This is a genomic window from Actinacidiphila bryophytorum, from assembly GCF_016916835.1.
Taxonomy (GTDB): domain Bacteria; phylum Actinomycetota; class Actinomycetes; order Streptomycetales; family Streptomycetaceae; genus Actinacidiphila; species Actinacidiphila bryophytorum.
On record NZ_JAFFIX010000004.1, the window covers coordinates 345532 to 359663 of the forward strand.

General features: G+C 67.9%; 10 protein-coding genes and 1 pseudogene. 7 read left to right on the forward strand and 4 right to left on the reverse strand.

Annotated features, from left to right (window positions below; translation table 11 throughout):
• Positions 1-193 precede the first annotated feature (193 nt).
• Both JT723_RS08985 and JT723_RS08990 read left to right on the forward strand, forming a co-directional pair.
• A complete protein-coding gene (locus JT723_RS08985; RefSeq protein ID WP_205043950.1) occupies positions 194-826 on the forward strand; it encodes a hypothetical protein in 633 nt (210 codons plus the stop codon).
• Between the two features lie 409 nt (positions 827-1235).
• Entirely contained in the window at positions 1236-1712 is a 477-nt protein-coding gene (locus JT723_RS08990; protein WP_205043951.1) for a very short patch repair endonuclease, read from the forward strand.
• Between the two features lie 9 nt (positions 1713-1721).
• On the opposite strand, the gene JT723_RS08995 is transcribed toward JT723_RS08990, so the two are convergent.
• Positions 1722-3635, reverse strand: a complete 1914-nt coding sequence (locus tag JT723_RS08995; RefSeq protein WP_251513242.1) for a DNA cytosine methyltransferase — start codon at positions 3633-3635, stop codon at positions 1722-1724.
• Positions 3636-4075: 440 nt separating this feature from the next.
• Between JT723_RS08995 and JT723_RS09000 the strand changes: the two genes are divergently transcribed.
• Positions 4076-6316 carry a sensor histidine kinase gene (locus JT723_RS09000; RefSeq protein ID WP_205043953.1) on the forward strand — a complete coding sequence of 747 codons (2241 nt, stop codon included), beginning with the start codon at positions 4076-4078 and terminating at the stop codon, positions 6314-6316.
• The gene (locus JT723_RS09005) at positions 6313-7548 is read left to right on the forward strand and encodes a DNA-binding transcriptional response regulator (RefSeq protein WP_205043954.1); all 1236 of its coding nucleotides are present in this window, start codon (positions 6313-6315) and stop codon (positions 7546-7548) included. The genes JT723_RS09000 and JT723_RS09005 overlap by 4 nt, the downstream gene beginning before the upstream one ends.
• Before the next feature lie 175 nt (positions 7549-7723).
• On the opposite strand, the gene JT723_RS09010 is transcribed toward JT723_RS09005, so the two are convergent.
• The 3 genes and pseudogenes from JT723_RS09010 to JT723_RS09020 form a co-directional block, all read right to left on the reverse strand.
• Positions 7724-8893 (reverse strand): pyridoxal phosphate-dependent aminotransferase, encoded by a 1170-nt coding sequence (locus JT723_RS09010; protein ID WP_205043955.1) that lies wholly within the window; start codon positions 8891-8893, stop codon positions 7724-7726.
• Between the two features lie 107 nt (positions 8894-9000).
• A pseudogene (locus JT723_RS09015) lies at positions 9001-9741 on the reverse strand (aminotransferase class I/II-fold pyridoxal phosphate-dependent enzyme); the annotation flags it as partial.
• Between the two features lie 68 nt (positions 9742-9809).
• Complete coding sequence (locus JT723_RS09020; protein WP_205043956.1) at positions 9810-10571, reverse strand: helix-turn-helix transcriptional regulator; 762 nt, start codon at positions 10569-10571, stop codon at positions 9810-9812.
• A gap of 293 nt (positions 10572-10864) precedes the next feature.
• Here JT723_RS09020 and folE point away from each other — a divergent pair, with 293 nt between their 5' ends.
• From folE to JT723_RS09035, 3 genes are all read left to right on the forward strand, one after another.
• Complete coding sequence (gene folE, locus JT723_RS09025) at positions 10865-11416, forward strand: GTP cyclohydrolase I FolE (protein ID WP_205044034.1); 552 nt, start codon at positions 10865-10867, stop codon at positions 11414-11416.
• Positions 11417-11867: 451 nt separating this feature from the next.
• On the forward strand, positions 11868-12389 hold the full coding sequence (locus tag JT723_RS09030; RefSeq protein ID WP_205043957.1) for a DUF2617 family protein: 522 nt from the start codon (positions 11868-11870) through the stop codon (positions 12387-12389).
• 90 nt (positions 12390-12479) lie between these two features.
• Positions 12480-14114, forward strand: a complete 1635-nt coding sequence (locus tag JT723_RS09035; RefSeq protein WP_205043958.1) for a polyamine aminopropyltransferase — start codon at positions 12480-12482, stop codon at positions 14112-14114.
• The last annotated feature ends 18 nt before the right edge of the window (positions 14115-14132 follow it).

Sequence of the window (14132 nt, forward strand, 5' to 3'; positions counted from 1 at the left end):
AGCGACAGCTGACGCAGTTCGTCGGCAGGCGCCTCGAACTGGACCAGGAAGTTCCCGAAACGCAGGCCGTCCAAGCCCTGCACGCTCGTACCGAGGCACTGCGGCTGGGATTTACGCCCCAGCCGTAGTCTGTGGTTCGCACCTCATGCGAGAACCACTGACATCGCAGAAGGTAGTTCGCCAAGATAGGGCCATGATTCCCGAGTTCCATGTGGACATCCGCCGCGACTACGACCTGAAAACGCTAATCACGGGCCTGAGCGCAGAAGAGGTGGCCAGAGGTTTCACGGAACACCACGAGTACGAATGCCTGGGGCTCCCGAGCTGGGAAGAGGCCGCAGAGTGTCTGACGGAGGAGGCCGCCTTCCTCGAACGGGCGGGAAATTCTGATGCGCCCGACGGGGTCGAGGCGCTCCTTGACGAGCTGCGGGACGCTGACGACATCGGCTACGCCGAACTGATGGCGTACACGTTCCGCTGGAACGATGTCGGGGTGGCAGGACTCAGTTTGGCGCTCAGCGCCGCCCGGATCGCCACCTTCTACTCCTGCTCAAGCGGGCTCGACCAGCGTCACCACGCCGAGTATCCGATGGTCGGTGCTGTGCCCGATCGTGAGCGCGCTGATCTGCTCGCTCGGCTGATCGAGGAAAACCGCTGCGGTGTCGATCAGGTGTACGGGCGTTGGTACCTCTACGGGCGCTCCGTCAAGGACATGCACGCTCTCGGCAGGGCCGTCCTAGCTGCGCGTGATGCCTTCGATGCGCAGCCCCGGCCCTCCTGGACCGAAGGGCTCGCCGAGTTTCTTGAGGAACATGGCGAAGAGTAGAACCGCCGGTGGCCAAGGCAGCGCCAGCTGGCCCAGGCCACTCGCAGAAACCTTGAACTCGACCGTGGGTTCAAAGACACGGGCAGGCGTCCGGGCGTTGCTCACTGGCAACGAGGTGCTACACCTGGGTGGGTTCGCACAGTGGGGCGCAAGCCCACCAAGACGTCAAAGCGTGCCTCTCGTGATCAGGTCCGTGATCGCGTCCTCAGTCCGTCTCAGCACTATGCGACCGTCTCCGTCACTGAAAGCGACAACGTCGGCGCCTGGCGTGATGCCGGCCTCCGCCAGCAGGCCGAGGGGCAGTTCGACCCGGCCCTGATCGTCGACATGAAGTTCGGCTGGTTCCCGGAGCATAAGGAGAGTGTGGCACTCTCCTTCTCGGAGGCGTCGAGAGGCTGGGGCTGCGAACATGACCAGAGCAGGCCGAACACAGGACCAGCGGTGGGTCGCCACTGCGGAAGGGGAACACCTTCGCGGTCGGCGCAAAAGGGACACCAAGCCCGAGGTGACTCTCAGGAAAGCGGTACATCGACTCGGCCTCAGGTTCCGCCTCCAACGGAAAGTGGCGCCTCGGTGTACGGCCGACTTCGTGCTTCCCCGACATCGCGTCGCTGTCTTCGTTGACGGCTGCTTCTGGCATGGATGTCCCGACCACTCTCCCGAGGAATTCCGCGGGCCCAACGCCGCCCTGTGGGAGGAGAAGATCGAGACCAACAGGGAGCGAGACCGACGCAACACGACACAGGCTGCAGAGGCCGGCTGGATTGTTGTTCGGATCTGGGAGTGCGAGATTCGTCGGAATGTCGAGGAAGCGGCTCAGAGGGTGGCGGAGACTACCGGCTCGAACGAAGCGCCGCGGCGGCGCAGGCCGGCAATGCCGAAGTAACGACCAGCGTCAGAAGATCGTCGGGAGCGCTTTCTGGCGGGGGCAGTGAGCGACGAGCGGACACTCCGAACAGACAGGCTCGTCCTCCCTGCACAGGTCTGTTCCGATGATTCGGATAGCTCCCATGCGGAGGGGGGCGTCCTCTCCGGCGCCCACGAGTTTCACCAGGTTGACGCGGCCTTCACTATGGCGGTTCGGATGGTCCGTGTCGATGTCGTTCATGCGCGCTGCGACCCGCAGCGTTCCCTGGACGACCAGCATGAGGTCCTCGCCGATCAGTAGTCGGTAGAGGGACTCCTCGGCGGGCTTCATCGCCAGCTTGGAAGGTACGTCGAACCGCTTGCTCCACTGCCAGTCGTACGGCTTGTCCACCAGCGGTTCCAGTCGGTTGACGCGGGCACGGGCGGCCGCTGTGGGAGCCGTGTCGACCAACTTCTTGAAGAGTGTGGACGAAAGTCGCTTCGACTTCCTCACGGCGGCCGTCAGGTCCGCCATGGCCGTCGATTTGATCTTCGTGCTGGAGAGTATGGCCACCACGGCGGCGTGAAGTGGAACAGGGGTCTCGTTGGGAAGTTGGTACCAGTCGCTGCTGTCCCGTCGTTGCTCCGCCCACTTGGTGAGAGCCGCCCGGACCTCGCGCCAGTGGGGGCGAAGCTCGGTGCCCTGTGCAGTCGCGTGGTCGAGGGGTCTCAGCACGGTCGCCGCCGCCTCCCCGAGCAGAGGAGGAACGGCGTTCCCGATCTGCCGGAAGGCATCACTCCGTGTGCCGGCGAACCGGAACCGGTCCGGGAAGGTCTGAACACGCGCTGCCTCGCGTACGGTGAGGGTTCGAAGCTGCTCCGGATGGATGTACCAGTAGCCGTCCTTGGCGATGTGCGCGGTGATCGTACGGCTGAGTTCGTTCCAGGCCAGCTTCTTGTACTTGTCCGTGTACTTCGTCGCGCTGTACCGCTGGTACTTCTTCTCGTCTCTGGCCAGCTTCTCCTGGAGCTCTGAATATTTGGTGTCGGGCTCCATGACCTGGAAGATCCGGTGGTCGTCCTTCCGGACTCTTCGGGTCATGTGGTCCCAGACGGTTCCGCGAGGTGCCCCGTCGCGCATCTTCCTGCCAAAATCAGACAGATTGCGGGGCGTGCGGTACGTGAGTTTTCGCTGCCCGACCCGCTCGGTGGGGATGACCTCCAGTTCAGGCAGGTCGCCGATGGCGTCACGCAGAGTGGTGCGCTTCTCGTCCGGCTTTCGCCAGGTGAAGTCATCAACGTCGTTCCTGGCCAGGAGTATCAGGCGCTTCCGGTGTTGCGGAACACCGTAGTTCCACGCATCGACCAGCCGCACCTGCGTCGCGTATCCGATCTCCTCAAGTTCATCCTCAATTGTCCGGATGACGAAGAAGTCGTCGTGAAGGCCCATGTCGGGGACGTTTTCCATGAGGACCGCCCGGGGGCGGATCCGCTTGACCATGTCGAGGTAGGCGCTCCAGAGTTCCTTCCGGCGGTCCTCCGGGTCGCGGCCATGGTTCTTGACCAAGTCTCGGATCTTGTTGCGCCCGGCCCTGCTGAAGGGCTGGCAGGGGGGCCCACCCGCTACGAGATCGATTTTGGCGGGTTTGAGGATCTCCTCGAGTCGGTCCCGCTCAGCGGGATCACCGAGATCCATCTTGAGGCTGAGGCCCGGAAAGTTCGCCCTGTGAGTGTCCAGCGCCGGATCGTCGAAGTCCACGGCAGCCGCGATGGTCCAACCTGCCTGCTGAACGCCGAAACTGAGGCCGCCGGCACCGGAGAAGAGGTCGACGGCCAGCCTCTTGCCCTTGCCGAAGCCTTCAAGCCACCCCTGGAAGTCCTCGGGGCCACAGCTGTTCTCGTCCGGATCAAGCCTGAGGTAGTCGCTGCGTTCAAGGGGTACGCCGTACCATCCCTTCTTCACAGCACCAGCCCTCCGTACGCATGAGATGAACGAGCACCAGGACATCACAGACGTGCTGGTGGAAGCAAGGATTCCGGCATCTTGACCTAGAGGGCAACCTGGATGACCGTCAAGGTTTCCTCCGGCGCCCGCCGCGGGTAGACAGGACTCGCAGCGCGCGGCCTCGAGCCAGTGTTCCGTTGCGCCCTTAGGTGACCGATCTTAGGGCAGCCCCCTGACAGCCTTGCCGTCAGGGTGACCGCAGAGCCCACCCTCCGATCAGTCTTCCCAACGACACGGAGACGCGGAAGGCACGTTCGACTCGTCGGGTAGTACCGCAAGATTCCGGACAACTAGAGCCATGAATCGGGTGGTTCACCATCGAAGCGTTTGTAGAATTCCCTCACTCACTGCGTTCTGCGGTGCAGCACAGCCGACAGTCGCCAGGAGCGGGAGCACAGGTGAACTTCGAAGGGGCACAGGCGTATCTCCGGCCTCGGGCCCGACTCATGAGCACGCTTGGCGAAGAACTGATCAGCAACGAGCGGGTGGCCCTGACCGAGCTTGTGAAGAACGCCTACGACGCGGACGCCAACCTGGTCCTGATCCGGTTCAACCCCCCGCTCCAAGAGAACGGTGGCTCGATCGAGGTCTGGGACGACGGCCATGGCATGTCACCAGACACGGTGCGTGGCACCTGGATGGAGATCGCCACCTCGTACCGGCACCGAAACCCCCGCAGCGAGTCGGGTGGACGGCGTGTGCTCGGAGCCAAGGGCATCGGTCGGTTCGCTGCAGCCCGCCTTGCTCATGTCACCGCCATCACGACCCGACGCGCAGGCGAGCCTGAGGTCACTCTTCGCATCGACTGGGGCAATTTCACGGAGGGTGACGCCTATCTGGATGAGGTTCCGGTTTCCTGGTCCACGGCCGCGCCTTACGTCTTCATGGAGGGAGGCGAGGCAGAGCGGAACTTCTCCGAGGTCACCCGGGGGTTCACGACAGCTTCGGCCGACGCACGACCCGGTCACGGGACCGTGGTGAGGCTAGAGGGGCTGCGGATGGAGTGGGGGCGGGAGGCCGTCGAGTCCCTCAAGCGCTCCCTTTCCCGGCTCCTCCCTCCTCCGCCTCCCGCGAAGCTGTCTGTTCCCGACCAGCCGGAGTTCGCGATCTACATCGACGTCCCCGAAGGCCCGCTCAGCCATCTCGCCGGCTTCGTGGCCGTAAGCGAGGCGCTGGCCCACCCGCGCTATCGCCTGATCGGGAGCGTGGACGTTGCGGGTAACGCACATCTGGCTGTCTACGCTGACGGAGATGAACCGGTGGAGGTCGTCGAGGAGAACCTTCGGAAGGACTCGGGCAGGCCGTCCTGCGGCCCGCTGAAACTGGACTTCCGCGTGTGGGACCTCGAGAAGCCGGCGCTTCAGCCGCTCTTCCATCTCGACACGGGGGCGAGGAACCTCACCGAGGTACGGAAGCTGATCAAGGACAACAGCGGAGTGACTCTCTACCGGGACGGGTTCCGCGTCCAGCCCTTCGGTGAACCGGGATTCGACTGGCTCGGTTTCGACCAACGGCGTGTCAACAACCCGACGATGCGGCTGTCCAACAATCAGGTGGCAGGATTCGTCTACATCTCGGCGGACGACAACCCCGGGCTTCAGGACCGTTCCCACCGGGAAGGACTCATTGACAGCCCGGAGTACGAGGAACTGAAGACGGTCATACTCCAGGCAATAACCAGACTTGAGATCCAGCGCTACAAGCTGCGCCGTCCCGAGCCCGGGGTGCAGCCGGGAACCGGCCTCCTGACGGGCCCGTCCGGCGGACGAGGTCACGGCGTGTTCCAGAGCTTCAACCTGGAGCCGCTCCGCCAAGTCGCCACCGAGCGGTACCCAAACGACGTCGTCTTGGGCCGGGCCATCGAAGAAGCCACGGAGACGATCAACGAGGGGGTTCGCAAGGTCCAGGAGATCATCGCTCAATTCTCCAGACTGGCGACACTGGGCACCCTCGTCGACGTCATCCTCCACGACGGTCGAACGGCCCTGGCACGCATGGCCTTCGACCTGCGCCAACTCAGCAAGATCACGAAAAAGGTCGAGGAACGCGACGTGGACCTGTCCGCCGCGCTGGTGGACCTGCGCACGGACTTCACCGCCCAGGAGAGGGCCATCGACCGGCTTTTCACCCGTATCGAGCCGCTCAGCGGACGGCAGCGGGGACGGCCTCGCCAACTCTCCCTTCATCAGAGCATCTCCGAGGCAGCCTCCGTTCTGGAATCGGAGATCGCCAGGCACCGGGTGGACGTCACGATCGGCGGGGAGGACGTGACAGTCACCGCCGAGCCGGGGGACATCAGAACACTCGTGCTCAACCTCGTGAGCAACGCGGTGTACTGGCTGTCCACGACGCCCGACGGGACGGAGCGCGCGATCCTCATCGAAACCGAGCGTGCCCGAGAGGGTGAATCGGATGTCGTGGACATCACGGTCAGTGACAACGGTCCCGGCGTGCGTGAGGAGATCAGGGAGCTGATCTTCGACACCTACTTCAGTGACAAGCCGGACGGTATCGGTCTCGGCCTCAGCATCGCTGGCAGCGTCGTGAAGGACTTCTATGACGGTGACCTGTGGCTGGTCAGCCCAGGTCCCCTCTCTGGCGCCAGTTTCCGGGCACGACTGCGAAGGAGAGTTGGGTGACGTCATCAGACGTTGCGTATCGGGTACTCATCGTCGACGACGACGCCAGAATGGCGGAGCAGCTCCAGGAGTTGCTGATCGACGAACTCGAGGATCTGGGGATCATCCACTTCGAAGCCGAGCAGGACTTCAACGCCGCCGAGGAGCGGCTGGGCCATGCGGACTTCGACCTGGTCATTCTCGACGTCCGGGACGCGTCCGACGGCAGTCCTTCTGCGGACATAGAAGGGCGGGGCCGCGAATTGTATGAGCGGATCGCCAGGGTCCGGTGGGTACCCGTGGTGTTCTTCACGGGTGTTCCGCAGCAAGTGCGTGCCCTGGAGGAGCCCCCACTCATCCGCGTGGTGACCAAGAACGCTTTGGATGATATTGCCCCCGCAGTCCGCGACGGCTTGGTGTCGGGTGTGTCGGCACTGACGCGTCGCATCTCGGCGCTGGTCGGTGACTACGTGCGCAACTTCATGCGTGATGTTGTGGCTCCGCACTGGGACGAGATAGCGGGCGCCGACCAGAACGAGATCGTCCCGATCATCGTCAATCGTCTTGCCGCATGGCTCAGGGAGAATGGTCTCCGAAAGCTTGACCAGAGCGTGGAGGGCGATCTCGTCGCTGTGGCGGCTCGACCCTCGGCAGCACGGGTCTACTTGATGCCTCCGGTCACGCACCATCTCACGGCGGCAGACCTCGTTCTCGACCCCGACGATGATTTGTGGTTGGTCATCACTCCGGCCTGCGACCTGTATGAGGACCACCCGGAGTCGAACGTGGCGAAGCCTCGCGTCGCCAAGGCCCAGTACGTACGCCTGGCCAAGGCCGATCGGGTATTCACGGAAGACGAGAAGTGCTCCGAGTCTCCCGCCATCTCCGAATGGCATAGGAGCTCCAAGACCAGCAAGGACAAGGCCCAGGCGCAGCGTGCCTTCCGAACTGATGACAACCGGTACTACGCGCTCCCTCAGTACCTCGACGTCCCGCATGTCGTGATCGACTTCGAGAATGTCAAATCGGAGAGCCTCGATGAGGTAAGAGCCTGGAAGCGGGTCGCAACACTCGACAGTCCCTTCGCGGAGGCGGCGCTGATCGCATACAGCCGGTCCGTTGGCCGCATCGGTACGCCAGACGTCAGCTTCGACGATGTGCAGGTGCAGTTGGAACTCATGAAAGCGAAGCCCGGCCACGTTCCAACCCAAAGCTCCGCGTCCGCGCCGCATGGTGAGTTCGTCAGCGACTGAACGCCCCATTTCAGTTCCCGTTCATGATCGGTACGCGAACCGTCACCTCAGGCCGCGGCGAGTCATCATGACAGGGTCGAACTCTTGCGAGACAAGCTACTCCCGCCAGGCAAACTCCATCCATGTCGACAAGATCAGCAACCGAATCTCACTTCCTGACGAAAGCCCTGATGACTCAGGACTCCAGGCGTTGCAGGCGGCTGGATGCCTCGGCGAGGACCGCGTGCTGTTTGCAGGAGGCAAAGCGGACCTGAGTGCGGCCGGCGTCCGGGTGGTCGTAGAAGACGGAGTTGGGGACGGCGACCACTCCGCAGCGTTCGGGGAGTGAGCGGCAGAAGGCGAGGGCGTCCTTCTCGCCGAGGGCGGCGATGTCGGTGGTGATGAAGTACGTGCCCTGGGGGCGGTAGACCTCGAAGCCGGCGGTGGTGAGGCCGTCGGCCAGGAGGTCGCGCTTCGCCTGGAGGTCGTCGCGGAAGGCGGTGAAGTAGTCGTCGGGGAGACGGAGGGCCTCCGCGATGGCGTACTGGAAGGGGCCCGAGGCGACGTATGTGAGGAACTGCTTGGAGGTGCGGACGGCCGCGACGAGGGGAGCGGAGGCGGTAACCCAGCCAACCTTCCAACCCGTGAACGAGAAGGTCTTGCCCGCCGAGGAGATGGATACCGTCCGGTCGCGCATGCCGGGTAGCGAGATCAGCGGGGTGTGGGCGCCGCCGTCGAAGACCAGGTGCTCGTAGACCTCGTCGGTGACCACCAGCAGGTCGCGCTCCACGGCCAGTTCGGCGATCGCCGTCAGCTCGTCGCCGGTGAGGACCATGCCCGTCGGGTTGTGCGGGCTGTTCAGGAGCAGCAGGCGGGTGCGCGGAGTCACGGCCGCACGCAGCGCGTCCAGGTCCGGGCGAAAATCGGGGGCGCGCAGCGTCAGCGGGACGCGTACCCCGCCGGCCATCGCGATGCTCGCCGCGTAGGAGTCGTAGAAGGGCTCGAACGCGATGACCTCATCGCCCGGTTCGAGCAGCGCGAGCATCGCCGCCGCGATCGCTTCGGTCGCGCCCGCGGTCACCAGCACCTCTGTGTCCGGGTCGAAGCTCAGCCCGTAGAAGCGGCGCTGGTGGTCGGCGATCGCCGTACGCAGCTCCGGAACACCCATCCCCGGCGGGTACTGGTTGCCGCGCCCATCACGTAGCGCGCGCACCGCGGCCTCCCGGATTGCCTCCGGTCCATCCGTGTCCGGGAAGCCCTGGCCCAGGTTGATTGCGCCCGTCGCCAGCGCCAGCGCGGACATCTCCGCGAAGATCGTCGTCCCGAGGCCGTCCAGCCTGCGGTTCAGCAGCGGCCTGCCGCTCATCTCTCCACCGTCCTCAACCCGGGTTCCGATCGTCCAAGGTCCATCCTGGCCGACGCACAGCAGGACGCCTACGCGGCCAGCGTCCAATAGGCAGGTGAAAATGGCTTGACCCAGCCGACCTTCCAGCCTGTGAAGGAGAAGGTCTTGCCGGCCGACGAGATCGAGACCGTGCGGTCGTGCATTCCGGGGAGGGAGGCCAGCGGGATGTGGGTGCCGTCGAAGGCGAGGTGTTCGTAGACCTCGTCGGTGACGACGAGCAGGTCGCGTTCGACGGCGAGTTCGGCGATCGCGCTCAGCTCGGCGGGGGTGAGGACCGTGCCCGTGGGGTTGTGGGGGGAGTTGAGCAGGAGCAGGCGGGTGCGGGGGGTGACGGCCGCGCGCAGGGCGTCGAGGTCGGGGCGGAAGTCGGGGGCGCGCAGGGTCAGGGGGACGCGGACGCCGCCGGCCATGGCGATGCAGGCGGCGTAGGAGTCGTAGAAGGGCTCGAAGGCGATGACCTCGTCGCCGGGTTCGAGCAGGGCGAGCATGGCCGCGGCGATCGCCTCGGTCGCGCCCGCGGTGACCAGCACCTGCGTGTCGGGGTCGGGGTCGAGGCCGTAGAAGCGGCGCTGGTGCTTGGCGACGGCGGTACGCAGTTCGGGGACGCCCATACCTGGCGGGTACTGGTTGCCGCGGCCGTCCCGCAGGGCGCGTACGGCGGCCTCGCGTACGGACTCGGGGCCGTCGGTGTCGGGGAAGCCCTGGCCGAGGTTGATCGCCCCGGTCGCCAGTGCGAGCGCGGACATCTCCGCGAAGATCGTCGTGCCGAAGCCGTCGAGACTGCGGTTCAGCGGAGGCCTTGCCGGCATGTCGGCTCCTCGTGCGCGTCCGGGTCGGTGGCTGCACGGTCGGTCCGTGCAGGGGGCGGGACCACAGACTATGCGGCGCCGGGCGGCTCGGTGTCCGGCGCGGCTGCGGGGTCGCGCAGTTCGACGCAGCACCTGCCGGCGCAGGGGGCCAGGACCGCGTCGACGCCGGTGGCTTCGAGGCCGTCGAGTATCCCGCCGAGGAAGGCGTGGTTGAGGCCGCAGACCAGTTCGGGGGAGCGGGCCGCCAGGTGGTGGAAGGGGCAGTTGAGCAGCGCGAGGCTGGTGGGGCTGCGGCGCTCGGGCTCGAAGCCGTACTGGGCGAGCAGCGGTTCCGTGGCGCTCAGCGAGCGTTCCGGGCCGAGGCGGCCGGGGCGGATGCGGGTGCGTTCCGCCGCGCCGATGTCCTGGCCGCACTGCCGGGCGGTCCGCAGGGCTGCCGCGCGGGCGCCTTCGCCGGGGCGCTGGGCGAGGACCGCGTCGAGCAGGATCTCGGCGATCACGTCGGGGCGGCGCTCGGGGATGCTGACCCGGATGTCGGCGGGCGTCGGCTCGTAGACCTTCGGTTTGCGGCCGACCTTGCGGACGCCGCCGGGGTTGTCGTACCAGGCGCGGAGCAGGCCGGCCTCGACGAGTTTGTCGAGGTGGAAGGCGGCGAGCTTGGCCGAGATGCCGGCTTCGGCGGCGGCCTCCTCGCGGGTGACGGGGTGCCGGACCCGGCGCGCGAAGGCGTACATGCGGCGGCGCTGCTCGTCGGCGAGGACCGCCACCGCTCCGACCGGGTCGCCGCCCGGGGGCGGGGCGTCGTCAGAGGGGGCGGGAGGTGTGGCCACACCTCCACGATAACGCCTACGGGCATGGCCGTAACCGCTCGGCGCGGCCCGAAGCGCTCGCAATCTTGACCCCGGATGCTAATAAGTCCAATACTTGTTGGCGAAAACACCTGTCGAGGAGGCCCGCAGTGACGAGCGCACCGCACCGCAGAACCCAGCCGCCCGCCACCACGGGATCGCATGCGGCCGCGGGGCCGCAGCATGCGACGGGGCCGCAGCACGCCACGGGAGTGCAGCACGCGGCGGGAACGCAGCCCGCCCTGCGGGTGGTGCACAGCACGGACGGCGTGGACATGGCCGCAGCGGAAGGCGCCGCCCGGCAGTTCCTGCACGCCCTCGGGGTGCCCACCGAGAGCGAGAGCATGCGCGGCACACCCGGGCGGATGGCCCGCGCCTATGCCGAGCTGTTCAGCCCGCGGCCCTTCGACCTGACGACCTTCCCCAACGACGAGGGCTACGACGAACTGGTCCTGGCCCGCTCGATCCCGGTCCGCTCGGTGTGCGAGCACCACCTGCTGCCCTTCGTCGGCACCGCCCACGTCGGGTACCTGCCCGCCGACCGGATACTCGGCCTGTCCAAACTCGCCCGCGTCGTCGAGCACTTCGCCTGCCGTCCGCAGGTGCAGGAGCGCCTCACCAAGCAGATCGCCGACTGGTTGCAGGCCCAACTCGCCCCCAAGGGCGTGGGCGTGGTCATCGAGGCCGAGCACACCTGCATGACGCTGCGCGGCGTCCAGGCCACCGGCTCCACCACCGTGACCTCCAGCCTGCAGGGGCTGCTGCGCCACGACCCGCGCTCCCGGGGCGAGTTCCTGGCGCTGACGGGGCGCGCGGCGGTGAGCTGAGCGGGGCGCGGCTGCGACCACTGGGCGGGGCGCGGCTGCGGCCGCCGGACCGGGCGCGTCCGCACCCGCCGAACCGGGCGCGGCTGCGACCACTGGACGGGGCGCGTCCGCACCCGCCGGACCGGGCGCGCAGCCGCGTGCCGAGCGCCACCTTGCGTGCCACCCCGCTGTGCCGTCAGGGGCGGGCGGGAGCCATGGGACGGGTGCGGGTGAACACCTGAACTCGTCGGCGCTCCAAGGGATGGAAAGTGCGCACAGATGGGTAAAAACGCTGAACCCGACCCTGGATCCATGATTCCGTAGGTCTCGGACCCATTTCGAGTCGGGACCGTTCGGGTCCAGCGGACCCCACGTGGGCACGAGCCGACGCGCGCCCTGTCACCCGGGCGCGCGGAGCGGCCCAACTCATCCACTGCGTGCTCGATCCACTGCGTGCTTGCGGAGCCGACCCATGCTCACCACCCTGCAAACCTCCTACACCGACACCCGAGCGGGAGACCTCGCCTGGTGCCTCGGCAAAGACGCGCTCCCCGCGCTCGCCGTGCTCAACGTCGAGGTCGGAGACGGCCTCCGGCTGCGCGCCAAGGTCGAATTACGCCTGCTGGGCGCCTCGCACCAGGTGCTGGTCGACGCCGGGCGCGGCGAGTGCTCGGAAACGGTCGCGTGCATGCCGGGCAGCCAGGCGCCGCTGCCCTTCGGGGTGGCCCGCCGGGTGGGCGTGTGGGACTACGAGTTCGCGGCCCGTATCGAGACGCTCTCGCAGGGCTCCTTCGCGGGCCGCGCGCAGGAGTTGCTCGCACTGGTCGCCGACCACCCGCACGGGCTCGCCGGCACCTTCCCCGGCGACCCGCACGCCTTCACCGCGCTGCTGGTGCAGTACGCGGAAGGGGGCGTGCGCTGGCGCACCTGGCACGCGTATCCGCAGGAGGGGCGGCTGGTGACCACCAGGACCCGGGTGAACGCGCTGGCCTGACCCGATACCGCCCCGGTCCGCCGCCCGCAGCCGCCGATTGCACCCCTGTGGGTGACCGGTGGCGCCACGACCCTGACATAGCGTGCACTCATGATCGACCAGCGCCACCGCAACGAGGCCCCGCGACTCGCCCCGCGGTTACCGGTGCCCGCGGCCGCGGCCCGCGCGCTGGTGCTCGCCGCCGTCTTCGTCTGCGCCGCCTGCGGGCTCGTCTACGAACTCGAACTCGTCGCCCTGGCCTCCTACCTGGTCGGCGACTCGGTCACCCAGGCCTCGGTGATCCTGTCGGTGATGGTCTTCGCCATGGGCTGCGGCTCGCTGCTGGCAAAACGCTTACGCGGCCGGGCCGCCGCCGCCTTCGCCGCCGTGGAGACCGGGCTCGCCCTGGTCGGCGGCCTGTCGGTGATGGTCCTCTACGGCTTCTTCGCCTGGTTCGGGCAGGCCACCCCCGCCATAGTCGGCTGCGCCTTCGCCATCGGGGTGCTGACCGGCGCGGAGGTGCCGCTGCTGATGACGCTGGTGCAGCGGATCAGGCGGCAGGACGCGGGCGGCGCGGTCGCCGACCTCTTCGCCGCCGACTACGTGGGCGCCCTCGTCGGCGGGCTCGCCTTCCCCTTCCTGCTGCTGCCGCACTTCGGGCAGCTGACCGGTGCGCTGGCCACCGGCGTGGTCAACGCGGCGGCCGGCGGCGCGACCGTGCTGTGGCTCTTCCGCGGCGACCTCAGCCGGCGCGCCCGCGGCTGGCTGCTGGTCGCCAACGTCCTGGTGCTCGCGGTGCTCGCCGGCGCCGCGGCCGCCTCAGGACCCTTCGAGCGGGCGGCCAGGCGGGCCGTCTACGGCGGTGACGTGCAGGTCGCGGAGCAGACCCCGGTCCAGGAGATCGTCCTGACCGGCGGCGGCAGCACCGGCCGCCCGCTGCGGCTCTACCTCGACGGCCGGCTGCGGGTCGCGGGCAGCGCCACCGCCCGCTACGCCCAGGCCCTCGTCCACCCGGCCATGAACGGCCCGCACACCCGGGTCCTGGTCCTCGGCGGCGGCGACGGCCTCGCGCTGCGCGAGGTGCTGCGCTACGGGGACGTCGCCGAGGTCACCGCCGTCCAGCCCGACGCCGAGCTGCTGCGGCTGGCCCGCACCGAACCCGACCTGCGCGCGCTCAACGGCCGGGCCTACGACGACCCCCGGGTCCGGGCGGTCACCGCCGACCCCTTCGACTGGCTGCGCGGCCTGCGCCCCGGCGACGCCCGCGGGACCTACGACGTGATCGTCGCCGACCTGGCCGACCCGGGGATCTCCCGCAGCGCCAAGCTGTACTCGCAGGAGTTCTACGGCCTGGCCGCTCGCGCACTGGCACCCGGCGGGCGGCTCGCCGTCCGGGCGGGGACGGCGGCGGGCGCGGCCCGTACGTTCTGGACGATCGACGCGACCGTACGGGCCGCCGGGCTGCACACCTCGCCGTACTGGCTGCCGGTGTCCCCGGCCGGACCGGGGGCGGGAGCCGGTGCGGGACCCGGTGCCCGAGCGGGCGCGGTCCAGGAGGATGCGCCCGACCAGGCCTATCTGCTCGCCGCCCGGGCCGCGGCACCCCGGCTGGCCCTTCCCCCGGGGACCCCGCGGACGCTCACCCCGCCGGCCCTGCGGCTGGCCGCCCGGGCGCCGCTGCCCACCCGGCCCATCCGCTCGCTGCCGCCCTCGACGCTGCTGCGGCCCCGGATACCGGCTTCGTAGGGCGGGGGCAGGGGGAGC

Coding starts and splice junctions, on each gene's coding strand:
- JT723_RS09030 (WP_205043957.1), top strand. CDS start 11,868: ATGCTCACCACCCTGCAAACCTCCTACACCGACACCCGAGCGGGAGAC.
- JT723_RS09035 (WP_205043958.1), top strand. CDS start 12,480: ATGATCGACCAGCGCCACCGCAACGAGGCCCCGCGACTCGCCCCGCGG.
- folE (WP_205044034.1), top strand. CDS start 10,865: ATGGCCGCAGCGGAAGGCGCCGCCCGGCAGTTCCTGCACGCCCTCGGG.
- JT723_RS08985 (WP_205043950.1), top strand. CDS start 194: ATGATTCCCGAGTTCCATGTGGACATCCGCCGCGACTACGACCTGAAA.
- JT723_RS09010 (WP_205043955.1), bottom strand. CDS start 8,893: ATGAGCGGCAGGCCGCTGCTGAACCGCAGGCTGGACGGCCTCGGGACG.
- JT723_RS08990 (WP_205043951.1), top strand. CDS start 1,236: ATGACCAGAGCAGGCCGAACACAGGACCAGCGGTGGGTCGCCACTGCG.